Source organism: Olleya sp. AS48, from assembly GCF_038900355.1.
GTDB lineage: Bacteria > Bacteroidota > Bacteroidia > Flavobacteriales > Flavobacteriaceae > Olleya.
In genome coordinates, this window is the sequence record NZ_JBBMRD010000002.1 from 202,756 (window position 1) to 229,006 (window position 26,251).

General features: G+C 33.3%; 18 protein-coding genes. 12 read left to right on the forward strand and 6 right to left on the reverse strand.

Going from position 1 to position 26,251, the window contains the following annotated elements; translation table 11 throughout:
• Positions 1-114 precede the first annotated feature (114 nt).
• Together WNY60_RS03990 and WNY60_RS03995 are read left to right on the forward strand one after the other, a co-directional pair.
• Positions 115-660: an alpha-ketoglutarate decarboxylase gene (locus tag WNY60_RS03990; RefSeq protein WP_292943543.1), complete on the forward strand. Its 546-nt coding sequence runs from the start codon at positions 115-117 to the stop codon at positions 658-660.
• A gap of 97 nt (positions 661-757) precedes the next feature.
• Positions 758-1,249 (forward strand): cytochrome c, encoded by a 492-nt coding sequence (locus WNY60_RS03995; RefSeq protein WP_292943540.1) that lies wholly within the window; start codon positions 758-760, stop codon positions 1,247-1,249.
• Positions 1,250-1,274: 25 nt separating this feature from the next.
• Here WNY60_RS03995 and WNY60_RS04000 read toward each other — a convergent pair whose 3' ends face one another.
• Both WNY60_RS04000 and WNY60_RS04005 read right to left on the reverse strand, forming a co-directional pair.
• Positions 1,275-1,625, reverse strand: coding sequence for a hypothetical protein (locus tag WNY60_RS04000; RefSeq protein WP_342861580.1), 351 nt, complete (start codon positions 1,623-1,625; stop codon positions 1,275-1,277).
• Between the two features lie 9 nt (positions 1,626-1,634).
• Positions 1,635-2,609 carry a polyprenyl synthetase family protein gene (locus WNY60_RS04005; protein ID WP_145005927.1) on the reverse strand — a complete coding sequence of 325 codons (975 nt, stop codon included), beginning with the start codon at positions 2,607-2,609 and terminating at the stop codon, positions 1,635-1,637.
• Positions 2,610-2,736: 127 nt separating this feature from the next.
• Between WNY60_RS04005 and WNY60_RS04010 the strand changes: the two genes are divergently transcribed.
• The 7 genes from WNY60_RS04010 (at position 2,737) to WNY60_RS04040 (ending at position 13,332) form a co-directional block, all read left to right on the forward strand.
• Positions 2,737-3,345, forward strand: coding sequence for a TetR/AcrR family transcriptional regulator (locus WNY60_RS04010; RefSeq protein WP_342861581.1), 609 nt, complete (start codon positions 2,737-2,739; stop codon positions 3,343-3,345).
• Positions 3,345-4,652 (forward strand): TolC family protein, encoded by a 1,308-nt coding sequence (locus WNY60_RS04015; RefSeq protein WP_342861582.1) that lies wholly within the window; start codon positions 3,345-3,347, stop codon positions 4,650-4,652. Before WNY60_RS04010 ends, WNY60_RS04015 begins: the two co-directional genes overlap by 1 nt.
• 25 nt (positions 4,653-4,677) lie before the next feature.
• Positions 4,678-5,847: an efflux RND transporter periplasmic adaptor subunit gene (locus WNY60_RS04020; protein WP_342861583.1), complete on the forward strand. Its 1,170-nt coding sequence runs from the start codon at positions 4,678-4,680 to the stop codon at positions 5,845-5,847.
• 12 nt (positions 5,848-5,859) lie between these two features.
• The gene (locus tag WNY60_RS04025) at positions 5,860-9,372 is read left to right on the forward strand and encodes an efflux RND transporter permease subunit (protein WP_342861584.1); all 3,513 of its coding nucleotides are present in this window, start codon (positions 5,860-5,862) and stop codon (positions 9,370-9,372) included.
• Positions 9,373-9,466: 94 nt separating this feature from the next.
• The gene (gene aspS, locus WNY60_RS04030; RefSeq protein WP_342861585.1) at positions 9,467-11,221 is read left to right on the forward strand and encodes an aspartate--tRNA ligase; all 1,755 of its coding nucleotides are present in this window, start codon (positions 9,467-9,469) and stop codon (positions 11,219-11,221) included.
• A 46-nt stretch (positions 11,222-11,267) separates the two neighbouring features.
• Entirely contained in the window at positions 11,268-13,049 is a 1,782-nt protein-coding gene (locus WNY60_RS04035) for a chloride channel protein (protein WP_342861586.1), read from the forward strand.
• Between the two features lie 43 nt (positions 13,050-13,092).
• Entirely contained in the window at positions 13,093-13,332 is a 240-nt protein-coding gene (locus WNY60_RS04040) for a hypothetical protein (protein ID WP_145005906.1), read from the forward strand.
• Between the two features lie 136 nt (positions 13,333-13,468).
• Here the strand turns inward: WNY60_RS04040 and WNY60_RS04045 are convergent, their stop codons facing one another.
• Positions 13,469-13,918 (reverse strand): nucleoside deaminase, encoded by a 450-nt coding sequence (locus tag WNY60_RS04045; protein WP_342861587.1) that lies wholly within the window; start codon positions 13,916-13,918, stop codon positions 13,469-13,471.
• A gap of 60 nt (positions 13,919-13,978) precedes the next feature.
• Here WNY60_RS04045 and WNY60_RS04050 point away from each other — a divergent pair, with 60 nt between their 5' ends.
• Entirely contained in the window at positions 13,979-15,748 is a 1,770-nt protein-coding gene (locus WNY60_RS04050; protein ID WP_342861588.1) for a 1-deoxy-D-xylulose-5-phosphate synthase, read from the forward strand.
• Positions 15,749-15,789: 41 nt separating this feature from the next.
• Here WNY60_RS04050 and WNY60_RS04055 read toward each other — a convergent pair whose 3' ends face one another.
• The 3 genes from WNY60_RS04055 to WNY60_RS04065 form a co-directional block, all read right to left on the reverse strand.
• Positions 15,790-16,500, reverse strand: coding sequence for a hypothetical protein (locus WNY60_RS04055; protein ID WP_145005895.1), 711 nt, complete (start codon positions 16,498-16,500; stop codon positions 15,790-15,792).
• 6 nt (positions 16,501-16,506) lie between these two features.
• Complete coding sequence (locus WNY60_RS04060; RefSeq protein WP_342861589.1) at positions 16,507-20,535, reverse strand: thrombospondin type 3 repeat-containing protein; 4,029 nt, start codon at positions 20,533-20,535, stop codon at positions 16,507-16,509.
• Positions 20,536-20,626: 91 nt separating this feature from the next.
• Positions 20,627-21,970 carry a deoxyguanosinetriphosphate triphosphohydrolase gene (locus WNY60_RS04065; protein ID WP_342861590.1) on the reverse strand — a complete coding sequence of 448 codons (1,344 nt, stop codon included), beginning with the start codon at positions 21,968-21,970 and terminating at the stop codon, positions 20,627-20,629.
• A 202-nt stretch (positions 21,971-22,172) separates the two neighbouring features.
• On the opposite strand from WNY60_RS04065, the gene WNY60_RS04070 reads away from it, so the two are divergent.
• Entirely contained in the window at positions 22,173-24,977 is a 2,805-nt protein-coding gene (locus WNY60_RS04070) for a TonB-dependent receptor (protein ID WP_339808020.1), read from the forward strand.
• 44 nt (positions 24,978-25,021) lie between these two features.
• A complete protein-coding gene (locus tag WNY60_RS04075) occupies positions 25,022-26,191 on the forward strand; it encodes a multidrug transporter (protein ID WP_145005881.1) in 1,170 nt (389 codons plus the stop codon).
• Positions 26,192-26,251 lie beyond the last annotated feature (60 nt).

Genomic DNA, 26,251 nt, shown 5'->3' on the forward strand with positions numbered 1-26,251 from the left:
TTTTCTTTAAGACGTGTTCGCTTCAACAAAATTTTATCAAAAATACAACTTTTACTAAATATAAAGATGCTTTTATTATATTTATAACATTCTAAAAAATCTAAATTAACAATTATGAAATTCAGCACTCTAAATCGACATAAAATTATTGTTTTATCAATATTTTCATGTTTTTTCCTCACTTTTAGTAATGCACAGGATAATTTACCGCAACAAAAAAGTGAATTTTGGAAAAACGTACGTTTTGGAGGAGGCTTAGGTTTAAGTACTGGAAATAACTTTTTTAGTGCAACTTTAGCACCTAGTGCTATTTATCAATTTGATAATACTTTTGCTTTAGGTGTAGGATTAAACGGGACCTACAATAGGAATAAAAACGTTTACAAATCAACAATATTAGGAGGAAGTATTATGGGATTATTTAATCCATTGCAAGAAATCCAATTATCTGCCGAGTTTGAACAGCTTAACGTTAATCAAAAATTTGAAGGTGTTTTTGCAAGCAATGCAGATCGCAACTATTGGGTACCTGCTTTATTTGTTGGTGCTGGTTACAGAACTAACAATGTTACTTTTGGAGTAAGATATGATTTACTTTATGACGAAAACGATAGTGTTTATGCAAATGCTTTTGTTCCATTTGTAAGAGTCTTCTTTTAAACTTAAATACAATTTATTTTATATTTTAAGGTGACTTAAGTCACCTTTTAGGCTTTAATAAAATTTTATTTTTGATAAAATTTAAACATATAAAGTCATGTCAAAATTAAATTTAATTATTGTAGTATTAGGTTTTGTGTTAATAAGCTGTGGTGGCAATGAGAAAAAAGCTAAAGACAATTTTAGCTATAAGCGTCCACCTTCGTCTAAAGTAGAATCAAATCCTGAACAAAACACAGCATCAAGCACTGTAGACCTAACTAACAAAGGAATAGGTCCAATAAAAACACTAACCTTACCTGATCAAATAGATACTAAAATGGTTTCTCTAGGCAAAGAAGTCTACGATAAAATGTGCACAGCATGTCATAGATCTGATAAAAAATTTATTGGTCCAGCACCAAAAGACATTTTAAAAAGACGTACGCCAGAATGGGTTATGAATATGATTTTAAATCCTGAAGAGATGCTAAAAAACGATCCAATTGCTAAAGATTTATTAAAAGAATATAATAATACGCCTATGATTAATCAAGGACTTACAGAAGCTGACGCACGCGCTGTTTTGGAATACTTTAGAACACTTTAAACACATTAAAGTATGGTTTAAACTTTTATGAATATTTATGTCTAAACCATACTTTTTGCCATTCTCTTTTTAAGATTAAAAAAGTAACCTCGTCCGACAATTGCAATGTATCACTACCATCTAATTTTTTGATAGCGTCTTCTGATACGTCAATAATATAAAGTAGATTTAAATATTCGGCAAATTTTTCTTGAATCAGCTTATATATTGTTTCATGTAATATTAGCTTTAAACTTGTTGGCAGGATGCCTTCATCAAAATCCAAATCAATATTTGCGTACAAAAAATCCTTATTAAGTTGCAACACTAACTTTTTATAAAGTTGTAAGTTATTTGCTTCAACAATTAAATCTTCAAAAGTTGCAGGTAAAGTCATGTACTTGTTTTAAACCGTTCTAGTCATTAGTCCCATTCCAAACTCGCGAAGCAATTCTTTTTTATCCTCAGAGATTGTTAAAACATCTAACACATCAAATGCTTTTTTAGTGTAACTTTTTATAGCTTCTTGAGTTGCTTCAGCAGATTTAGAATCTATAAAATATTGTTTTACAGTTTCAATTTTTTCAGAATTATCATCTAATTGCACAGAAAATAATTGTTCTAATTTTACTTTATCCTTTTTGTTTAAAAACTCTAAAGCCTTTAAGTATAAATAGGTCTTTTTGTTTTCAATAATATCTCCACCAACTTGTTTACCAAATGTTTCTGGATCACCAAATGCATCTAAATAATCGTCTTGTAATTGAAAAGCAATTCCTAATAATCTTCCAAATTGGTAGATATTATTCTGATTCTCTTCCGACGTTTCGGCAACTATCGCTCCCATTTTCATGGCTGCACCAACCAAAACAGCTGTTTTATACTCAATCATTTTTAAGTACTCAGGTATAGTAACATCGTCTCTGGTTTCAAAATCAACATCATATTGCTGACCTTCACAAACCTCTAAAGCGGTTTTACTAAACAGTCTTGCTAACGCCTGAAATGTTGTTGGTTTATAGTTTTCAAATAACTGATAAGCCATGATTAACATGGCATCTCCAGATAAAATACCAGTGTTAAGGTCCCATTTTTCATGCACTGTTTGTTGACCTCGTCGCAAAGGCGCATCGTCCATAATGTCATCATGTACTAACGAAAAATTATGAAACACCTCTACACTTAATGCTGCATCTAACGCCTTTTGATAATCTATTCCAAAAATTTCTGCTGTCATTAATGTTAACACAGGTCTTAAACGTTTACCACCTAATTGCAGTATATAGTGTATTGGACTATATAAGTTTTCTGGTTGTTTTGGTGACGAATAGTCTTTTAAATAGTCTGTAAATGCAGACTGATAAAATAAAATGTTTTGCATCCTGCAAAAATAAAGCAAATACTGCTAACAAACTATTGTCTAGCAAAAGTCCAATGTTAAATAATAATTAAAACTTTGGAAACTTTTATTGTTTTTAAAGTTTCCTGTTGTACATTTGCACGAAATTATGAGAGACAAAATTATACATAAATCTGCCGAGTTGTTTTTATCACTTGGTTTTAAAAGCGTTACAATGGATGACATTGCTAGTGCTTTAGGTATTTCTAAAAAAACAATTTACCAGCATTTTGCTAATAAAACAAAATTAGTAGAAGCGACTACATCGCATATGTTTGAAAACATTTGTGATGGCATTGATTGCATTTCAAACAAATCACTAAACCCTATTGAGGAGCTATACGACATTAAAATGTTTGTAATGACCTTTTTAAAAAACGAAAAAGCATCACCTCAATATCAATTAAAAAAATACTACCCTCAGATATACAGTATTTTACACCTTAAACAATTTGAAAAAATGTACGTGTCGGTAAAACAAAGTATGGAAAAAGGTGTACAAACAGGTTTGTTTAGAAAAAACATTGATGTCGATTTTATTTCAAGAATGTATTTTAACGGTATGTCTGGAATTAAAGACGAGAACATTTTTCCTACCAAACTATTTACTATGGAATATTTAATGGAAAGCTATTTGGAATATCACCTTAGAGCCATTTGTACAGATAACGGACTACTTACACTTAATAAATTTATTAACAAAACCACCCTTAACTAATGAGAAAACTAATATTAGCATTTAGTTTAGCACTAACATCTATCGTTTATTCTCAAGAAACTCCAACCGAGTTTTCTTTACAAGAAGCTATTAATTATGCTTTAGAAAATAACAGGTCATCAAAAAATGCAGCGTTAGACATTGAGGCTGCAATCAAACAAAAATGGGAAACTACTGCTACAGGTTTACCTCAACTTAATGCAACCGTTGATTACCAAAACGCATTAAAACGTAATGTATTTGTTTTTGGTGATCAAATTATACAAGTTGGATCACAGCATACACTAACTGGTACTGCTACCCTAAGTCAATTATTATTTGATGGCTCTTATTTAGTAGGATTACAGTCTGCTAAAGTGTATTTAGAAATTTCTAAAAACGCAAAAACAAAAACTGATTTAGAGGTAAGAAAAGCTGTTATCAACGCCTACGGAAATGTGCTATTAGCAGAAGAAAGCATTGCTATATTAGAAAAAAACATAAGTGTTTTAGAAAAAAATCTAAACGATATCACTAAAATTTTTGAAAACGGTTTAGAAGAAGAAGAAAGTGTCGAGCAACTAAAAATAACATTATCAAGTGTAAAAAGCACCTTAAATAACACTACAAGATTAAAAGACTTAGCCTATCAGATGTTAAATTTAACCATAGGAAAGCCTATTAATGACAACATAGTTTTAACTGAAAATTTGGACACACTTGCGCTCCAAAACATAACCATTCAACTTTTAGATTCTGAAAACAATGTAGAAAATAACATTGATTATAAAATTGCAGAAAATGATAAAACAACAAAAGAATTATTAGTTAAATTAGAAAAAAGTAAAGCATTACCAAGTTTAAGTGCATTTATAAATGGAGGTTACACAGGTAACAGAGAGTCTTTTAACTTTACAGACACTAACGAAAAATGGTTTGGATCTTCCATATTTGGAGTAAGTTTAAATGTACCAATATTTAGCTCTGGTATGCGTAATGCAGCGACACAACGTGCCAAAATAAATTTAGAAAAAGCTGAAATAAATCTTACCGAAACTGAGCAAATGCTTAATCTTCAAATTCAATCTGCAAAAAGCGATTACCAATTTGCTATCGAAGATTATCAAAACAAAAAAGAAAATTTAATACTTGCAGAGCGTATCGAAACTAAAAATCAAACCAAATTTTTTGAAGGAATTGGTTCTAGTTTTGAACTTAGACAAGCGCAAACGCAATTATATACTGCACAACAAGAGTTACTTCAAACTATGTTAGATGTAATTACTAAAAAAGCAGAACTAGAAACTTTACTAAACACAACTAACTAATCATCAATCCTACAAAATATTAATTATGAAACATATATTAACGCTTTCTTTTATAGCTGTTTTACTAGCCTCATGTGGAGGAGACAAAAAAAACTCAGTAGAAAAAATTCTAGAAAAAAATAATTTAGAAGACATACGTACTAAACGTGCAGAATTAGTATCTGAACAAGAAGATATTAATTCTAAAATAAAATTATTAGACGAAAGAATAAAAACTCTAGATACCACTCAAAACATTCCTTTAATCACTACTATCCTTGCAAAAGAAGAAGTTTTTGATCACGTATTGGAACTTCAAGGTAACGTAACAACTAAAAACTTACTAATTATAACACCAGAGTATAGTGGGATTTTGACTAACGTTTATGTTACAGAAGGTCAACGTGTGTCAAAAGGACAAACTTTAGCAAAAATTGATGATGGTGGATTAAGCCAACAATTAGCGCAACTTAAAATACAATCTGCATTAGCTAAAACAACTTTTGAGCGTCAACAAAAATTATGGAATCAAAAAATTGGTAGCGAAATCCAATATCTACAAGCTAAATCATCCTACGAAGCACAAGAAGAAGCTATAAACCAATTACAAAAACAACTTAGTAAAACCATTGTTAGAGCTCCGTTTTCAGGAACTATTGATGACGTAATTACAGAAAAAGGAAGTGTTGTTGGAGCAGGTCAAACACCTTTAATGCAAATTGTAAACCTAGACGATATGTATATAGAGACAGATGTTCCAGAAAGCTATATTCCTACTGTAGTACAAGGAAAAAATGTTACTGTTCAATTTCCAGTTTTAGGAACCTCCATTGACACTAAAGTCCGTCAAGCAGGTGATGTTATTAACGTAGCTAACCGTACATTTAAAATTGAAGTTACTGTACCAAACAAAGACAAAACTATCAAACCTAACTTAACTGCAAAGCTTAAAATAAATGATTACACTAACCCTAAAGCTATTTTAGTACCACAAAGTATTATATCTGAAAATGCAGAAGGAGAACAATATGTTTACATCGTTAAAGACAAAAAGGATAATAATCAAGGAACCGTAAGTAAGGTAATTATAAAAACCGGAAAAACACAAGGTGATGTGATCGAGGTTTTAGAAGGTATTACAAATGGAGCCGAGTTAATCCAAGAAGGTGCACGTAGTGTAAAGGATGGACAAACTGTTAAAGTAATTAAATACTAAACCAACTAAATAATGACTAAAAAGAAAAAACAAGTCGATAAAGAATTTGGTTTATCATCGTGGGCAATAAATAACAAAACCACGATGTATGTCCTAATTGCAGTAATTTTTTACTTAGGGATATCTGCGTTTTTTGACATGCCAAGAGAAAACTTTCCGGAAGTAAACGAAACTAAAATATATGTAAGTTCTATTTACCCAGGAAACACTGCAGAGGATATTGAAAAATTAATTTCAGATCCTTTAGAAGACAAATTAAAAACGGTTAGTAATGTTGTAGAAATCACCTCAACATCGCAAGAAGACTACTCGATATTAATAGTCGAGTTTGATGATGGTTTAACCGTAGATCAGGCCAAACAAAAAGTAAAAGATGAAATTGACACAGAAACATCTGGCGAAGATTGGCCTACCTTTAATGGAGCAAAAGTAGAACCAGATGTGTTTGAGTTAAGCTTATCTGAAGAAATGCCAATCTTAAACATTAATATCTCTGGAGATTACCCTATTCAAAAACTAAAAGAATATGCTGAGTATCTTCAAGATGAAATAGAAAATCTGCAAGAAATTAAAAAAGCGGACATTCGTGGTGCTCAAGAAAAAGAAGTTGAAGTCGCTGTAGACATTTATAAGATGATGGCTGCACAAGTTACTTTTAACGATATTATTGGCGCTATTAATAATGGGAACTTAACGATGTCTGCTGGTAACTTAAAAGCAAGTGGACAGCGTCGTACTATTAGAGTTCTAGGTGAAATTGAAACACCTGCTGAGCTTGAAAACTTTGTTGTAAAAGCAGAAAATGGAAACTCAATATACCTTAAAGATTTAGCAACCGTATCTTTTAAAGAAGAAGATAAAACAACATTTGCTAGAGAGTATGGTCATCCTGTAGTCATGCTAGACGTTAAAAAACGTGCTGGTAAAAACATGGTTGCTGCTGCAGAGCAAATTCAGGTTATTGTTGCAGATGCAATAGACAATGTATTTCCTCCTGATTTAACTGTTACTGTAGTAAACGATCAATCTTCAAAAACCATTGGTCAAGTAGACGATTTAGTAAATAATATCATCTTTGGAGTAATACTAGTTGTTACGGTTTTAATGTTCTTTTTAGGGTTTAAAAACGCATTATTTGTTGGTTTTGCAATACCTATGTCCATGTTTATGTCGCTAATGATATTACAATTATTAGGTCAAAGTTTAAATACCATGGTACTTTTTGGTCTTATTATGGGACTTGGTATGCTAGTGGATAACGGAATTGTTGTTGTTGAAAACGTATACCGTTTAATGGAGGACGAAGGGATGAGCAGAATTGAAGCTGCTAAAAAAGGTATTGGCGAAATTGCTTTTCCTATTATCATATCAACAGCTACAACTGTTGCAGCCTTTATTCCTTTAGGATTATGGCCTGGAATTATGGGAGAATTCATGAAAATTTTACCTATAACATTATCTGTAGTTTTAGGATCCTCTTTATTTGTTGCCATCTTTTTCAATTCGGTTTTAGTATCAAAATACATGACTATTGAAGATAAAGATATGCCATTAAAACAAATCATTAAAACATCCTCTATAATAGCTATCATCGGGATATTAATATTAATTTTTGGAGGAGCATACAGAGGTTTAGGTACTGTAATGATTTTTACAGCTGTTATGCTTTGGGCTTACCGATTCTTTATCAGAAAATGGGCAAACAGTTTCCAAAACAAAGCTTTAGTTAATTTAGAAAACTGGTACGAGCGTAAATTACGTGCTGCATTATCAGGAAGAAAACCATATCTACTAAGTATTGGTACCTTTTTACTACTTATTGCCTCATTTGTGGCATTTGGTATGTCTTTAGGTGCTAAACGAACTAAAGTAGAATTTTTTCCAGATAACAAACCAAATCAGATTATTGTTTATATAGAATATCCTGAAGGTACTGCTATCGAAAAAACAAATGCGATTACCAAAGAGATAGAACAACGTGTATTTACTGTATTAAATGATGACCATTACATGGATGATGGCTACAATTATTTAGTAGAAAGCACAGTATCTCAAGTTGGTGAAGGTGCAGGAAACCCTCAAACCGATGGTGGATCTGCTGCAGAAATGCCACACAAAGCTAAAATTACCGCTTCTATGCGTGAGTACAAATTTAGACGTGGCGAAGACAGTGAGGTTTTACGACAAAAAGTACAAACAGCATTAGTAGGTATTTTTCCAGGAGTATTGATTTCGGTAGAAAAAGATGCTAATGGTCCTCCTGCAGGAGCGCCTATAAATATTGAAATTGAAGGTGAAGATTATGATGAACTTATTGCTACAGCAGAAACAATGCGTGAGTTTATTAACACCAAAAACATTCAAGGTATTGACGAGCTTAAGATTGATGTAAACAAAGCCAAACCTACAATGCGTGTAACTATAGACAGAGAAAAAGCAGGAGAACTAGGCATCAGTGCAGCGCAAGTTGGACAGCAATTACGTAGCTCAGTTTTTGGATCTAAAGCAGGTGTTTATAAAGAAGATGGTGACGATTACGATATTTATGTTCGTTTTAATAAAGAAAACAGATACAACAAAAGTGCTTTATTTAATCAAAACATAACGTTTAGAGACAACACTGGCCAAATAAAAAGCGTACCAGTTTCTGCTGTAATTAAATACGAGAACAACTCAGGTTTTAGTGCTATTAAACACAAAGACACCAGACGTGTTGTAACTGTTTATTCTGCATTATCACCAGGTTTTACAGATGCTGCTGCTATTGTAAGTCAAATTCAAAACGAAATGAAAAGTTTTGAAAACTTACCTAAAGGCATCAAAATAGATTACACAGGTCAAATTGAAGAACAAAACAAGCAAATGCTATTTTTAGTTGGCGCCTTTTTTACTGGACTTGGATTAATCTTTTTTATCTTAATATTCCAATTTAATTCGGTTTCAAAACCAACAATAATCATGATTGCTATTTTCCTTAGTTTTATTGGTGTATTTGGAGGTATTGTAATTTCAGGAAGTTCTTTCGTTATTATGATGACTATGGTTGGTATTATATCGCTTGCCGGAATTGTTGTAAATAATGGTGTGGTATTGTTAGATTATGCCCAACTTCTAATTGATAGAAAGAAAGCAAAATTAGATTTAGATGAAGATGAGTACCTTACAAATGAAGACCTATTTGAAAGTATTGTAAATGCAGGAAAAGCACGTTTAAGACCAGTATTACTAACAGCAATCACTACCATTTTTGGATTAATACCGTTAGCAATTGGACTAAACATTAACTTCTTTACACTATTCGCAGATCTTAATCCTAACATTTACATGGGAGGAGATAACGTAGTATTTTGGGGACCACTAGCATGGACGGTTATTTACGGTTTATTAATCGCAACCTTCCTAACATTAATAGTTGTTCCAATATTATTTTTCTTATCAATTAAATTAAAAATGTGGATAAGAGATAAATTTTCTTCAAACAAAAACGAAGACAATATTACATTAGAAACTACAATTGAAGAGTAAATTTTCAGTTTAGTACATACATTTAAATGATTTAAACAAAAAATCCGAAGTCTTTACTTCGGATTTTTTACTTTTGCATTTCTAATAAACTATTATGTACAGAAGTCATAACTGTGGTGAGTTAACTGCATCACATATAAATACAGAAGTTACCCTTTCAGGTTGGGTACAAAAATCAAGAGATAAAGGGTTCATGATGTGGGTAGATCTACGTGATCGCTACGGAATAACGCAACTTATTTTTGATGAGGAACGCACACCAAAAGCAATGATGGAACAAGCACAAAAGCTTGGTCGCGAATTTGTTATACAAGTTAAAGGAACTGTCATTGAGCGTGCTTCTAAAAACCCTAATATCCCAACTGGAGATATCGAGATTTTAGTTTCGGAATTAAACATTCTAAACGAATCTTTACTTCCTCCTTTTACTATCGAAGATAAAACGGATGGTGGTGAAGATATCAGAATGAAATACCGTTACCTTGATATTAGACGTAATCCGGTTAAAAATAATTTAATTTTCAGAGCAAAAGTGACTCAAGAAGTTAGAAACTTTTTATCAAACAATGACTTTATTGAAGTTGAAACACCATACTTAATCAAGTCTACGCCAGAAGGCGCTAGAGATTTTGTAGTACCTTCTAGAATGAATGAAGGTGAATTTTACGCATTACCACAATCACCACAAACCTTCAAGCAATTGCTTATGGTTGGAGGAATGGACAAATATTTCCAGATTGTAAAATGTTTTAGAGACGAAGATTTACGTGCAGACAGACAACCAGAATTTACGCAAATTGACTGCGAAATGGCGTTTGTAGAGCAAGAAGATATTTTAAATGTATTTGAAAACTTAACACGTCACTTACTTAAAGAAGTAAATGGTGTCGAGGTGGACAAATTCCCACGTATGCTTTATGATGACGCGATGCGTTTATACGGAAACGACAAACCAGACATTAGATTTGGAATGGAGTTTGGAGAGCTTAATGACGTTGCACAACATAAAGACTTTAGTGTTTTTAATGATGCCGAATTAGTTGTTGGTATTGCTGTTCCTGGCGGAAACGAATACACACGAAAAGAAATTGATAAATTAATTGATTGGGTAAAACGTCCACAAGTTGGTGCTTTGGGTATGGTTTACTCACGTTGTAATGACGACGGAACATTTAAATCTTCTGTAGACAAGTTTTTTGACCAAGACGATTTAGCTAAATGGGCAGAAAAAACAGGTGCAAAAGCAGGCGATTTAGTTTGTGTGCTTTCTGGAGACACCAATAAAGTACGTGCACAATTAAGTGCGTTACGTATGGAATTAGCAACACGCTTAGGCTTACGTGACCCTAAAGTATTTGCACCATTATGGGTAATTGATTTCCCATTATTGGAGCTTGATGAAGAAACCGGTCATTACCACGCTATGCACCATCCATTTACATCTCCAAAACCAGGTCAAATAGAATTATTAGACACTAACCCAGGAGACGTAAAAGCAAACGCATACGATTTAGTCCTTAACGGAAACGAAATTGGTGGTGGATCTATACGTATACACGACAAAGCAACACAAGCAATCATGCTTAAACATTTAGGATTTAGCGAAGCAGAAGCTAAAGCTCAATTTGGATTCTTAATGGATGCTTTTGAATATGGCGCACCTCCACATGGTGGATTAGCTTTTGGTCTTGATAGATTAGTATCTATTTTAGGAGGTCAAGAAACCATTAGAGACTTTATCGCATTCCCTAAAAACAATTCCGGTCGAGACGTCATGATTGACGCTCCTGCTCCAATTGATGATACACAATTAAAGGAATTAAATCTTAAATTAGATTTACAATCATAAAAATAAAAATCCTGCAAATTGCAGGATTTTTTATTACATTTAATTAATGCCAAAGCAACCATTACATAAACGTTTTTTTATCTGGAGAATTAAAAATATCTCCGAAAAAAACTTCACTTATATTTTAAGTGGATTGGTTGGACTATTGGCAGGATTAGCTGCGGTAACATTAAGAAACATAACGTTTACAATAGAAAGTGCTTTAGATAATTTAGTAGTGTTTTCTAAAAACCAAGTCTATTTTATACTACCTGTTTTTGGTTTGTTTTTAGTGTATTTATTTACAAAATATGTCTCTAAAAAAAAGGTAGAACACGCCATACCTTCTATTTTATTTAAATTATCAAAACGTAGCGGATTAATAGAACGCTCTAAAATTTACATTCCGTTAATAACTGCACCTCTAACTGTTGGTTTTGGAGGATCTGTTGGATTACTTGGACCAGCTATTGCTTCCGGATCTGCAATCAGCTCTAACTTAGGTAAGCTGTTTCATGTTAACCAACAAACGCGTACATTATTAATTGGTTGTGCAGCAGCAGGCGCCATTTCATCTATATTTAAATCGCCAATTGCAGCTATAATTTTTGCGGTTGAAGTATTTAGTTTGGATTTAACCTTTGCTTCATTATTACCATTACTAATCGCATCAGTCTCCTCAGTGTTAACGTCGTACTTCTTTTTGGGTGACGACTTACTATTCAACTTTAATTTTTCTGATAAATTCGAAATTAAAGACACTCTCTTTTACGTAGCTTTAGGTATCGGAACTGGATTTGCTTCAATTTATTTCACTAAAATGTATTTCTATATTTTAAAATTCTTCGAGCGTTTTAAATCTAGACTCATTAAATTAATAATTGGTGGATTGGCAATTGGTGTCATGTTATATTTTATCCCACCATTGTATGGAGAAGGCTTTGGATTTATAAACAACCTATTAGCAGGAAACCATTTGGCAGCTTTAGGCACAACACCTTTTGACCATTTAAAGGATAATATTTGGGTAATTATTGGATTACTAATTGGTATAACAGTATTTAAAGCAATAGCCATGACTACTACTTTTGCAGCTGGTGGAGCTGGAGGAATATTTATTCCAACCATGGTAATGGGTAGTGCATTGGGTAACGTAGTTGCTAAAATAATCAACAATTTAGGCTTAGGTTTTAATGTGTCCGAGACCAACTTTACCTTAATTGGTATGGCTGGATTAATTGCAGGAGTGCTGCACGCACCATTAACTGCCATTTTCTTAATTGCCGAAATTACTGGTGGATACGAGTTGTTTATCCCATTAATGATTGCAGTATCCATGTCTTTTATAATTAAAAAAAACGCGATAGATTTTACCATTTACACCAAAGAGTTAGCTTTAAAAGGCGAGTTATTAACCCACAACAAGGACCAAAGTGTACTAACCCTAATGTCTTTAGATAGTGTAATAGAAACTAATTTTGTAAAACTAAACCCAAACATGACACTTGGAGACATGCTACATAAAGGCGTTGCAAAATCTACCAGAAATCTATTTCCTGTGGTCAATAAAAACAAAGCTTTAGTTGGTATAATCCTACTGGATGATGTCAGAGAGATTATGTTTAATCAAGCACTGTACGACACCACTTTAGTCGAAGATTTAATGCATAATCCACCAGATATTATTGATTATAAAAATGATTCTATGAAAACGGTTATGGCAAAATTCCAAGATTCTAATGCTTGGAATTTACCTGTAATCAAAGATGGCATATACATTGGTTTTGTATCAAAATCTAAATTATTAACCGCTTACAGACGCCAATTAATCAACTACACCACCACTTAGTAAAGCATTTTATATCTTTACAAAAAATAACGTCTTTTAAAACATGAAATACATCATCGCATTATCTTTTATCGCCTCAGTTGCTAGTATTATTTGTGGCTATTGGCTAGAAGTTGACTATGGACAAAAGCTAATTGGTTTTGGTGTTTTAGGCTTGTTTTTTGTGGTCATCCCTTTATTTACCTACCACAGATGGAAAGACAGAGACGCCAAAGAATACATGTTAACCAAAGAAAAAATAGAAGACATGCGTAAAAAAGAAGGCGATAAAAGACGATTTTAGTGTTTTATTTGGGCATTACCCTTTTCCGCAAAAAGCTACAAAGCGTCGCGCTATCCACTGTATCTTTTTGTTTTTTTAGTAAAACAAAAAGGATGTCGTTACTATCGCTAATGCACTAAACCGCAAACATAGTTTATTAATTTAAGTTTCGTTTTTCAACAAAAAAGCATTTTAATAAAGCTGATGCTTCCTCAGCTAACACACCACCTTCCATTTTAGTTTTAGGATGTAGCTTTGTATTTAATGCAATACAACCACGATCCTCATCTCTTGCACCATAAACAATTTTAGAAATCTGACTCCAATACAAAGCACCTGCGCACATTTGACAAGGCTCTAAAGTGACATACAACGTACAATCTTTTAAATATTTACCACCTAAAAAATTGGCAGCAGCTGTAATGGCTTGCATTTCGGCATGCGCAGTAACATCATTTAAAAGCTCAGTTAAATTATGGGCTCTTGCAATAATGCGGTCTTTTATAACAATTACAGCTCCAACCGGAATTTCGCCTTTATCAAAAGCTTCTTCCGCTTCCTGAAGCGCCTTTTTCATAAAATAAGTATCGTCGTATGGATTTATCATATCAGAAAGTTGACTATTAAAAATCAAAAATACAATTTCAAGTACTACATTTGTAAAGCAATGACTAAATTCCTTAATAAAATACAAAACCCAACACAGCTTCGTCTTTTAAAACAAGACGACTTACCTATTATTGCTAAAGAACTTCGTGATTTTATTATCAATATTGTAGCCACAAAAGAAGGACATCTTGGCGCAAGTCTTGGTGTGATAGAGTTAACTATTGCAATTCATTATGTATTTAATACACCAAAAGACCAGTTGGTCTGGGATGTTGGACACCAAGCCTATGGACATAAAATTTTAACTGGTAGACGCGATACTTTTGAAACCAACAGACAACTTGGTGGTTTAAGCGGTTTTCCAAACAGGTCAGAAAGCAACTTTGATACGTTTGGTGTTGGACACTCCTCTACCTCTATATCTGCAGCTTTGGGTATGGCAATTGCCTCTAAATTAAAAGGCGATTTAAACACACAACATATTGCAGTAATTGGCGATGCTTCTATAGCAAGCGGAATGGCTTTTGAAGGCTTAAATCACGCAGGTGTTACAGATGCCAATCTATTAGTTATTTTAAACGACAATGCTATTGGTATTGACCCAAGTGTTGGTGCTTTGAAACAATACTTAACCAACGTCAAAAAAGGTACCGAAAAACAAGACAATATTTTTGAAGCTTTAAATTTTGACTATTCTGGACCAATAGATGGGCACGATTTACCACTATTAATTGCAGAATTAAAGCGTTTAAAAAACGTAAAAGGCCCAAAGTTTTTGCACGTTATAACCACCAAAGGAAAAGGGTTACGTCAAGCCGAAGAAAACCAAGTCACTTATCATGCTCCAGGAAAGTTTAATAAAGATACTGGCGAGCTAAACCCAAAATCAAACATAAAACAAGCTCCAAAATACCAAGATGTTTTTGGACATACTATTGTTGAACTAGCGCAACAAAACAAAAAAATAATTGGGATTACACCAGCAATGCCAACAGGAAGCTCTTTAAAATACATGATGGAGCAAATTCCGGAGCGTGCCTTTGATGTTGGAATTGCCGAACAACACGCAGTTACATTTGCTGCTGGATTGGCTACACAAGGTATGGTTCCGTTTTGTAATATCTACTCAACCTTTTTACAACGTGCCTATGACCAAGTGATACATGACGTTGCTTTACAAAACTTACCTGTCATTTTCTGTTTGGATCGTGCAGGATTGGTTGGTGAAGATGGAGCAACACATCATGGTGTTTACGATTTATCTTATTTACGTTGCATCCCTAACTTGATAATTTTTGCGTCAAGAAATGAAGTCGAGTTACGTAACATTATGTACACTGCGCAGTTGGGTTTAAAACAGCCCATTGCTATTAGATACCCAAGAGGACGTGGTCAAAATTTAGATTGGCAGCAACCGTTTTCTAAAATTGAAATCGGTACAGGTGAATGCATAAAACAAGGGACAACAACCGCAATTCTTTCTATTGGTAATATGGCTAAAAATGTTACTGAAGCATTCGATTTCATGGAAGACACCTCAGCATTTTCTCATTACGACATGCGCTTTGTAAAACCATTAGATGTAGATATGCTTCATAAAATATTTAAAACACATACGACTATTGTTACTATTGAAGATGCTTCAGTTATAGGTGGATTTGGTAGTGCAATAGCTGAATTTTCAGCAAAACATAATTATAAAAATATGCTAATCCTAAAAGGGATTCCGGATCAGTTTATTGAACACGGAACCGTTTTAGAATTGCAACAATCTATTCAGCTTGACTCTAAAAGTCTAAGTGAATTACTAAAAAAAATGGCAGACTAAAAAATTAGTCTGCCATTTAAAATTATAAGGTAAATAGTGTATTAATTTGTTGTAAACGACCACTCTTGACCAATACTTTTTACTCCGTTATTATCTTTAGTATCCACTCTCCAATAATATGTTGTAGCCGCAACAGTAGTTACATCAAAAGTTGATGTTGCTAAATCTAATTGACTAACAGCAGGATTTGTAGAAGTCCCAAAATATAAATCATAAGTTAATGTATCTCCTGCATCTACATCTGAACCTGTCCAATCTAAAGTTGTTGTTCCTGCAGCTACAAAAGCATCTAAAGCTGGTGCATTTAATGCTGCTGTAAATGGAGCATAATTAGCCACTCCGTTACCTTCGGTATAAAACGCTAAGGTAGGTGATGCTGCTGCATTATCCTCGCCATCTGAAGCCATAACGTTCCAATAATACGCTGTTCCTGCTCCTAATTGGATTGTTATTGAAGTATTAGTGGTTGTTTGTTGTGCTACGATGTTAGTTTGGTCTCTATCTGTTGCAATTCTGATTGTATATTCTAAAACATCATTATCTACATCTGTTGCTGCAGCCCATTCAAATGTAATGTTACTATCTATACATAACAAATCTGAACTTGGGTACACTAAATTTGAGACTGCTGTTGGAGCAGTATTTGGTACCGCTGGAGCTGCACCTCCTCCATCATCACTACTGCTACTGCAAGACGCACTAAAAAATGCTGTTATTGCTAATACAGGTATTAATTTAAATATCTTATTCATCTTTCTTTATTTTTTTATAATTTTTAAAACCTCTGGAGTATCTAAATCTACTTTAATAAAATAGATTCCTGAATTTAGATTAGCAAAAGGAACTTGAATATAATTTGCACTAGTTTTTTGGTAATTATTATTAAGTATTAACTTACCTGTAACGTCATAAATTTGAATTCCGATTGTAGATTTAGAATCTGAACTTGGAATTGTTATTTTAAGATTATCAATTACTGGATTAGGACTAGCTTTTAAACTTATCGCATTTTGAATTGTTTTTCTAAAAGTACCTTCACATGCTTTTGCTGTTTTTATCTCTAACTCTCCATTACCAACAAGATCTAAATCAAAATTAGTTTCAGAAGTTATCATGATAACTTCTTGGTTATATAATACTGTAAATGGAGCTGTACCTCTACTAACTTCTACATTGGTAGTATCTGTATTAAGAGTATTGTTATTAGCAATCTGCAATTCTATTACACCAGCTTCATCTATATTAATTTCAAAACATTGCTCGTAATCTATTGCAATATCATCTACAGAAACACAAACTGTGTAAGAGCCAACAGGTAAATCTTCAAAAGTATAGGTGTCATTAGTAAACGATTGAGATAAGTTTAATCCATTACCTACTAAAGTTGCAACGTAATCCACATAAGTTTCATTAACCGTAACTACTACTTTTCCATTATCTTGACCATCGCAAGTTTCTGAAATAATTTGTAAAGCAATATTGTCTGCATTAGTATAACTAGTATCACAAACATCACCAATTCCGTTTCCGTTAGTATCTTGCTGATCTGTATTTGACACTGCTATACAGTTATCTACATCATCAAAAATAGTGTCACCATCTGTATCTTGACACGCATCTCCAACGCCATTTCCGTCTGCATCCTCTTGACCAGGATTCGCTATTAATGGACAGTTATCATTTATATCTAATATTCCGTCACCATCTGTATCTTGACATGCATCTCCAATACCGTTTCCGTCTGCATCTGCTTGATCTGCATTAGCTGTATTAACACAATTATCGACTCCGTTTAGAACACCATCACCATCTTCGTCACCATTTGCATCAATTTTAAACTCTCCAGAAAAGATTCCTCTACCATAAGTTGAAGCAAACACCATATTATCATCTCTTAAATCTAGGTCTGTTACTTTAACATTTGACATTCCGTTAAAAGCTTGACTCCAGTTTGGATTAGCATCAGAGAAATTATTTGTAAACCAAACGCCTAATTCTGTTCCAATAATAACTTCGTTAGGACTTAAAGGATTTTGTAAAATTGCTTTAACTGGCATATCGGGTAAATCTCCTTCTTTAGCTTGCCATACCAAACCACCATCGTTAGAATACCAAATACTCTCTACACCATAATTATGAATAGTTAAGAAAATTTCGTTTTCAGTAGCTCCAAATTCTACATCAGAAACACTTCCAAAAATTACATTTGAAGGATCTAATTTAGTAAATGTTGGTGTGGCTAAATTTGCATTTTCTATTAAAAACACATCTCCTAGAATTGTACCAAATAATACTTTTGACGACGTTGTAGTGTAAGGAGAAACAGTAAACGCAGTTGGTGTGCTTGTCAATAACGGATCTGTTAAACTTGCTGCTTGAAGTGTAGACTGAGATTTAATCCCAGAATATCTTCTAATAATACTATTTCCTCCTGACGAGTAATTAGAATATAAAATATCTAAATTAGAATCTAATGCTTGAGGGTTTATAAACGCTCCATTTGAAGCAGTTTCATTGTTAATGGTAACATTAGAACTTGTTGCAAAATTATAAACGTTAATCCCTGAATTATACACGTAGTTTCTTACAAAATATTGATCTGTTCCGTCTTGGTCAAAAAATGTAAAAGCACCATCTCCACCATAAGCTTCAATCGTAGCATCTGTTTGATTTGGATTAGCATTTTCAAATAATTGTGTTCCATTATCTTGTAATCCTCCTGCAAAATAATCTCCTGTAAAAGCTGTTGTTGGAGCTACACCTACCGTATAGAATTGCGAGGTGTTAAAATCTTTATTTCTTGACGTTGTATTTGATCCTGCATTTGCAGAATAATAAACACCTCCATCGTTACCAAAAGCAACTACTGTTGATGATCCATTTGCAAAGGTCATTGCATGCTGATCTGCATGAACTAAAGAAATATTTAAACTTGCAAGATTATTATTATTTGACCATTTAGAGATTTGACTCCAGTTAGCACCTGCATTATTTGACTTAAATAAATCAATACCTCCTGCAAATATAGTTTGGTCATTATTAGGGTCTACTTCTAACATTAAATCGTAAAACGCCTGACCTCTTGTAAAGTCATTTGCTGGAATACCAGTATCTGCATCGTTAGGCAAACTCATTGTTAAGTTATTTGTAAAAGCGTCAACTGTTTTTTCCATTAAAACTGGAGCTGCAGCATTACTACCTTGTGCTAATACGTAAACCACATCTGCATTAGATGACGAAACCGCTATTTGCGTTCTAGTAGCATCTGGAACCGTACGTTTAACTGTAAACGTTACACCATCAGTAGAGTTAAGGATGTTTCCTCCACCATCACCAAAAACTGTACTATTCGTGGTTGATAACCAAATTTTGTTATCTGCACCAATTTCGATATCGTTTGGACAAAACTTATTACCTAAAGTTGTTGTTGGTAAATTTACTTCGTTCCAATTTGTACCGTTATCAATTGATTTATATAATCCAAACTCTGGACCTGTCAAAAATGTTGCTGTACTTGCTGCTCCATAAAAACTATCTCCTGCTGCTACATACACTTCTGATACACCATTATTATCTCTTACTTTAATATCGTTTATAAATTGTATTCCTGGAACTAAATTACCATTTAAAATACCAATTTGCGGATTTAAAGACCCTGTTACAGTACCTGCATTAATAGCTGCTTCAATAAGATCTCCATCTGCTTGAGATATCATAACTGCAGGAATTACAATTGAGTCATCATCTCCTGACATATTAATTAATGCGTCATCCACATTGTTCATTATTATAGCTCCAATTGCTCCAGCATCTTGTGCTGATTTAACTTTTTCAATAAATGTACAAACCCCTCTTCTTATCAAAGCGATTTTTCCAGTCATATCTATAGTTGATGGTCCACAACCTTCATTAGGATTATTGGATGTTTGACCGTTAGTACCTGTAAATGGTACAGATCCATCCGCTAAAATAAACTCGGCTGTAATTACAGTATCAATACTTCCTCCAAAAATGCTTGTAGGATTAGAGATATAATCTCCAGCAATACTGCTTGGCGCATTAACCGTAATATTATTTATAATAGTTTGTGCTGTTGTTGGTCCAGAGATACCTCCTAAAACTTTAGCCCAAGTTGTACCTGCATCTTCAGACTTCCAAACGCCATCTCCATTTACATCTCCTCCAACGTAAGACTCTCCTGTTCCAACATAAAAAATGTTAGTATTATTTGGATCATAAGTGATACAGCTAACTGCTAAATTTTCTGGAATATCAATTCTAGTCCAGCTAGAATTAGCGTCAGAGATATTAGTGTTTTTCCATAAACCTCCACTAACTCCACCTGCAAAAAGGGTTTGGTTAGTTGTATCATTAGGATCAAACATAATAGCTCTTGTTCTACCTCCAACATTATTAGGACCTCTTTCTGTCCAACTGTTATCAATAGCATCTCCAGGCACTCTACCTGAAGCTAAAAAGGCTTGTCTTTTAGCTTGTTGAGCCTCTCTAATTTGTTTAAGATTTTCTGTTGTTGGTCTTCCTAAAATAGGATCCATTGTTAACTCCCATTCTTGTTCGTAGTATTTGTTAGGAGTTAATCCAGCAGCTTTTCTTTCTGGTTTAGTTAATTTTAAAACGTCTTTAAAAGGACTATTTTCTAAATGTTTTTTGTGAATTTCTTTAGCGTTAGCCATCTCAGAAATTTCAGAGTTTTTTACTTTAGTTAGGGTAAAAAAAGCAAGACATACTAAAACGCATGACGTTAGGATAATAATTTTCTTCTTCATTTTATTTTTTTAAGAGCATAAAAATACCGGTTTTTAATATTTTTTTAAGAGTTTTATTGTTAAAAATTCATTTTATCACAAGAAACACATATTATAAACTAAACCCTTTTATTTTTCTGTATTCAATAATTGCTTGACTATCAGACATTAAAGATACATAATGACATACATTTAGCAATCTTACATACAAACTATCTGTATTAAAGTCTAATGTTGACGGTAAACCTTTCATTATTAGCTTATCATAATTAGTAGCTTTTCCTAAAAAAGTATTATTGACAGCTTTACTGTAAGTATTTAATAATGAATTTAATATTTGGTAACCAGCAATTTCTTTATCTACTACATCTTTAGATTGATACACTTTATCAATGCTTAATTTTATAATATCATTGATTTGTGCTTCATACTTACTTTTATCCAATAAGCTAATACTAAACTGACCGTTAAGTATAGCTTCTTCGTTATCCATAAATATGGTTACTGCTTCGTTAATTAATGTATTAATAGCTAATGCACGTAAATAACTTACCCTATCCTTAGTATTAGTTAGCTTATGGTATTTATTAGTGTTAATGGAGTTTCGAACTAAATTAATAAGATATTCTAACGCATACTCCTCTTCAATTAATCCTAGATTAATTCCGTCTTCAAAGTCTATTATTGTATAACATATATCGTCTGCAGCTTCAACTAAAAAAGCTAAAGGATGACGAGAGTAGCTTAAGTTGGCAGCATCACCTCTTGGAATTAAACCTAACTCTTCTGCAACGTCTTTAAATGATTCTTTTTCGGTTTGAAAAAAACCATACTTTTTATCTGCAATATGTTGAGTTGGTTTTTTAGGTAATGAAGCTTTGGGGTATTTAGTAAAAGCGCCTAGCGTAGCATAGCTTAATCTTAAACCACCTTCTCTTCCTGCACGACTTTGCGTAACAATTTTAAAACCGTTTGCATTACCTTCAAAATCACATAAATCTTGATATTGACTATCGGTTAAATCATGCTTGTAATGCTGTCCTTCACCAGAAATAAAAAATTCGCCAATTGCTTTTTCACCTGAATGCCCAAAAGGCGGATTACCTATATCATGTGCTAATGCTGCTGAAGCTACAATTGCACCAAAATCGTTGGGCAAATAGCCATGTATATTTTGAAGATGTGGATGCTTTTCTAAAATTTTTTGTCCAACTTTTCTACCTAAAGAGCGTCCCACAACACTAACCTCTAAACTATGGGTTAATCGTGTATGCACAAAGTCTGTTTTAGACAATGGTATTACTTGCGTTTTATCCTGAAGGCTTCTAAACTCTGACGAAAAAATGACACGGTCATAATCTACTTCAAAACCTAATCTGGTCTCATCTTGTTCTTTTCTTAATCTTTTATTAGTGTCGCCAAAGCGCTTTAACGATAGTAATTGCTCCCAATTCATATTCAAAATTTAGTATTGCAAGATAACTATTTGAAAAATAAAGCAAAGTACTTTCTAATGTTAACTTAATGTTTACAAAAAGTGATACCAAAACGACCCTGTTAACCTTTAGCTAACTTTTTGGTGACTAACTATTAATCTGCAGTTAACCTTGACTTTACAACATCAAGGTTTCTTTGCACCAAGAATTTTAATAGTCAAAATGAAAAATTTAACATACTTACTTTTTGCTTTATTTAGCATCGCAACTTATTCTCAAAATGGTTCGATATCAGGAACTTTAACTGATAAAGAATTTAACGACGAACCGCTAGCATTTGCCAACATCTTAATTAAAGGCACTACTATAGGTACAACATCTGATGATAATGGTCAATATCAAATTACCGACCTTAAGCCAGGTGCGTATAATATAGAGTTTAGTTTTGTTGGTTACCAAACACAAACTATTGCTGCTACAGTGGAAGCGGGAAAAACAACAACAATTGATGTTGCAATGGGAGCAAGTGCTGCGTCTTTAGACGAAGTAATTTTAGAAACGGTTACTACCAAGCGTGAAAGTGAAACTGCATTGCTGTTAGACCAGAAAAAAGCGGTCGAAATCAAACAAAGTATTGGTGCAGAAGAATTATCAAGAAAAGGAGTCAGTGATGCTGCTGGTGCTGTTGCCAAAATATCTGGTGTATCTAAGCAAGAAGGATCAAGCAACGTATATGTAAGAGGTCTTGGAGACAGATACCTTAACACAACCATGAATGGATTATCGTTACCATCTAATGATGTTAACAAGAAAAACATTGATTTAAATCTATTTTCATCAGACGTTATTCAAAACGTGTCGATAAGTAAAGCTTATGCTTCTCAATTTTACGGAGACTTTGCTGCTGGAAATGTAGATATCACTTCTAAAGAACATAAAGGTGGTAGCTTTGCAACTGCTTTTACAGGTAGTGGCTTTAACACTAATGCTATTGACAAAAACTTTGTACGTAGTGAAGGTACAGGTTACTTTGGTTTTTATGGTAGAAATGAGCATAATCCATTTGCAATTATATTATCTCATGGTGTAGATCCTGTAGCTGTAGACACACCAATAAATGTGGCTTATGGTGCATCAGGTGGTAGCTCTTTTAATTTTGAAAACGGTTCTAGATTAAGCTTTTTTGTAACTGGTGGATTTGAAAACAACTACGAATACAGACAAGGTAGGTCGGTAGATTTTTCTACAGTGGAGAAAAAAGCATTTGAAGCTGCTGAAGAATATGAGTATTCTACAACCTCAACAGCTATGGCTAATATTAATTACAAAATAAACTCTGATAATAACCTAAGTTTTAATTCTGTATTTATTAATAGCTCTTCTGACGAAGTTGGATATTATGGAACAGATGGTAATGGAAGAAGCAGAGATGCCATCCTAAACACAGACAAAGGGTTTTACCAACAAAACATACAATTTGATCAAACAAAAATGTTTGTCAATCAATTAATAGGAAATCATAAATCGGGTAATTTTGAATTAGATTGGGGATTTGGATACAACAAAGTATTTTCTGATCAACCAGACCGTAAGCGTTTTAGTGTAGAAAACTATGATTATGCTTTAGATAATGATCCTACAACAAACCCAACCTTTTACAGCAATGTAGTATTTGATAACCAACGTTACTTTCAAAAAATTGAAGATGACGAATATAACGGTCGCATCAATTTAGCTTACGAAGTTAATGACAATCTTAAGTTTAACTTTGGATACAATGGTCGTAACAAAACAAGACAATTTAATAATGTTAGATACGGTTACGATATAGTTGATAGTAATTATCAAATAACAGATGTAAACAACTTTGATTCAGTTTTTAATCTTGACAACTTAAATCTTACTGAATCGTCAAACGGTTTATACGAAATTAAAGTACTAAAACCTTACCCAACACTTTCTAATACTAACAGACCTGGACTTTTTGAAAACACTTACAATGGAAAGCTTAATATTTATGCTGGATATGTAGATGCCCAAATTAAAGCAGGAGAAAAATGGTTGTTTGTACCAGGCGTAAGATTAGAAAACTTTGAGCAAAGTATTGATTACAACGTGATCAACTTAGGAAACAATGGTGTAGACTCTAAAGTATCTGAAGAAACATTTATTTTACCAAGTTTAAACATTAAATACAGCCTAACGGATGATCAAAACCTAAGATTATCTGCAAGTAAAACAGTATCTACACCAGAGTTTAAAGAAATAGCTCCTTTTGTTTACGAAGACGTATCAACTCGTATAGGTGGTAATCCAGATGTACTTGGTTACTCTGAAGTTTTAAATATTGATTTAAAATATGAGTGGTTTTTTAGTAAAAGCGAAATCTTTTCTATAGGTGCATTTACAAAACAAATTGACAACCCAATCAACCTAGTGGTAGTAGGTGACGCTACAGGAACACAACGTTATGTAAGAACAGGAGATCAAGCAACTGTTTATGGTGTTGAAGTTGAATTAAGAAAAGACCTATTAGTGGACGCAGATCAAAACACCAATTTATCATTTGGAGTTAATGCCACTTACATGAAAACTAAACAAGATTTATATGACAACATAGATGGTACTTTTGATTTAGCTTTCAATAAAACCGAAGATGAATTACAAGGTGCTTCACCATTTATTCTAAATGCAGACATCAGCTATTCTCCAACATTTAAAAACTACAAGCCTGTTGCCAACTTAGTCTTTTCATACTTCTCTGACCGTATCGACGCATTGGGTTCTGGTGATTTAGGAAACATTGTAGAAAAAAGCGTACCAACATTAGACTTTATCTGGAAAAACACAATCAATGATAATTTTGAAATCAACTTAAGCGCTAAAAACCTTTTAGACCCAACTATTCAATACGTTAGAGAAGACCAAAACCAAGGCGATGTATTAGTGGTATCTGCAAACGGAAAAGGTGTTACAGATTATAAAAGAGGTATGAATATAGGACTTCAACTTAAATATAAATTTTAATAAACATAACACAAAAACATAGTACAACTAAAAAACTAAAAACAATGAAAAAACAAATAATTTTAGGCTTAGCATTAGCAGCAACAGTATTCTCTTGCTCAACTGATGACACATCTGATATTGTAATTAACGACAATAGTGTAACCAATAATACGTCTGGAGGAGGTTCAACGGACCCTTCAACTATTTTCTTATCTGGTACTTATACTGAAGATTTAACATTAGACGCTAACAACACATACAAGTTAAATGGATCTTTAATCATGGCAAGCGGAACCACTTTAACTATTCCACCATGTATGACTATTAAGGCATTATCATCTGGAGCAGATGTATATATTGCAATATCTCAGGGTGCACAAATCATAGCTAATGGTACTGCTGATTGTCCTATTGTTTTTACATCTGATGCTGCAAGTCCTGCTGCTGGAGATTGGGGAGGATTAATATTATTAGGAAAAGCACCTATCAACTCTGTTACAGGAACAAACACTGCAACTTCAGAGATTGCAAGTTTACCTTACGGAGGAAATACTGCTAATGACAATTCTGGATCTTTAAGCTATGTACGTGTTGAGTATTCTGGTGGTGCAGCAGATGGACAATCTGAAAATAACGGATTCTCTTTTTATGGTGTAGGTAACGGAACGTCTGTAAACTACATCCAGGCTTTTGCAGGAAAAGATGATGGAATCGAATTTTTTGGAGGAACAGTTAATGCAAGCTACATCTCTGTAATCAATGCAGAAGATGACTCTGTAGACTGGACTGAAGGTTTTTCTGGAACATTAAATAATGTATACATCTCTAATAGAGCATCAGACGATAAAGCAATAGAAGCTGATGGTTACAATACAGACTTTAGTAATGCTACAGGAATATTTTCTAAGCCAACTTTAAATAATGTATCTATTATTGGAGAAGGTTCAGCTAACTCATCAGAAGCGGTTAGATTAAGAGCTGGTACACAAGGTATATTTAGCAACATAATGATTACAGGATATGCTGAAGGTTTTGATTTAGATGATGCTGACACAGGAAACGGAGTTGTAAGTGACGATCTTCAGGTAACAGGAGTAACTTTTGTTGACGTTTTAACTAAAGTTAAAAATGATACTACTGTAACTTTCACAGATGCTGACTTTTATACTGCAGAAGGTTCTGCAACTGGAACAGATTACACAACTTGGGGAGCTGGTTGGACAATCAATTAAACCAAAATATATATCAAAAAAAAAGCCTTGCAAATGCAAGGCTTTTTTTTTGATATAATA

Coding starts and splice junctions, on each gene's coding strand:
- WNY60_RS04055 (WP_145005895.1), bottom strand. CDS start 16,500: ATGAATAAGATATTTAAATTAATACCTGTATTAGCAATAACAGCATTT.
- aspS (WP_342861585.1), top strand. CDS start 9,467: ATGTACAGAAGTCATAACTGTGGTGAGTTAACTGCATCACATATAAAT.
- WNY60_RS03990 (WP_292943543.1), top strand. CDS start 115: ATGAAATTCAGCACTCTAAATCGACATAAAATTATTGTTTTATCAATA.
- WNY60_RS04045 (WP_342861587.1), bottom strand. CDS start 13,918: ATGATAAATCCATACGACGATACTTATTTTATGAAAAAGGCGCTTCAG.
- WNY60_RS04025 (WP_342861584.1), top strand. CDS start 5,860: ATGACTAAAAAGAAAAAACAAGTCGATAAAGAATTTGGTTTATCATCG.
- WNY60_RS04010 (WP_342861581.1), top strand. CDS start 2,737: ATGAGAGACAAAATTATACATAAATCTGCCGAGTTGTTTTTATCACTT.
- WNY60_RS04015 (WP_342861582.1), top strand. CDS start 3,345: ATGAGAAAACTAATATTAGCATTTAGTTTAGCACTAACATCTATCGTT.
- WNY60_RS04065 (WP_342861590.1), bottom strand. CDS start 21,970: ATGAATTGGGAGCAATTACTATCGTTAAAGCGCTTTGGCGACACTAAT.
- WNY60_RS04035 (WP_342861586.1), top strand. CDS start 11,268: ATGCCAAAGCAACCATTACATAAACGTTTTTTTATCTGGAGAATTAAA.
- WNY60_RS04050 (WP_342861588.1), top strand. CDS start 13,979: ATGACTAAATTCCTTAATAAAATACAAAACCCAACACAGCTTCGTCTT.
- WNY60_RS04075 (WP_145005881.1), top strand. CDS start 25,022: ATGAAAAAACAAATAATTTTAGGCTTAGCATTAGCAGCAACAGTATTC.
- WNY60_RS04000 (WP_342861580.1), bottom strand. CDS start 1,625: ATGACTTTACCTGCAACTTTTGAAGATTTAATTGTTGAAGCAAATAAC.
- WNY60_RS04020 (WP_342861583.1), top strand. CDS start 4,678: ATGAAACATATATTAACGCTTTCTTTTATAGCTGTTTTACTAGCCTCA.
- WNY60_RS04060 (WP_342861589.1), bottom strand. CDS start 20,535: ATGAAGAAGAAAATTATTATCCTAACGTCATGCGTTTTAGTATGTCTT.
- WNY60_RS04040 (WP_145005906.1), top strand. CDS start 13,093: ATGAAATACATCATCGCATTATCTTTTATCGCCTCAGTTGCTAGTATT.
- WNY60_RS04070 (WP_339808020.1), top strand. CDS start 22,173: ATGAAAAATTTAACATACTTACTTTTTGCTTTATTTAGCATCGCAACT.
- WNY60_RS04005 (WP_145005927.1), bottom strand. CDS start 2,609: ATGCAAAACATTTTATTTTATCAGTCTGCATTTACAGACTATTTAAAA.
- WNY60_RS03995 (WP_292943540.1), top strand. CDS start 758: ATGTCAAAATTAAATTTAATTATTGTAGTATTAGGTTTTGTGTTAATA.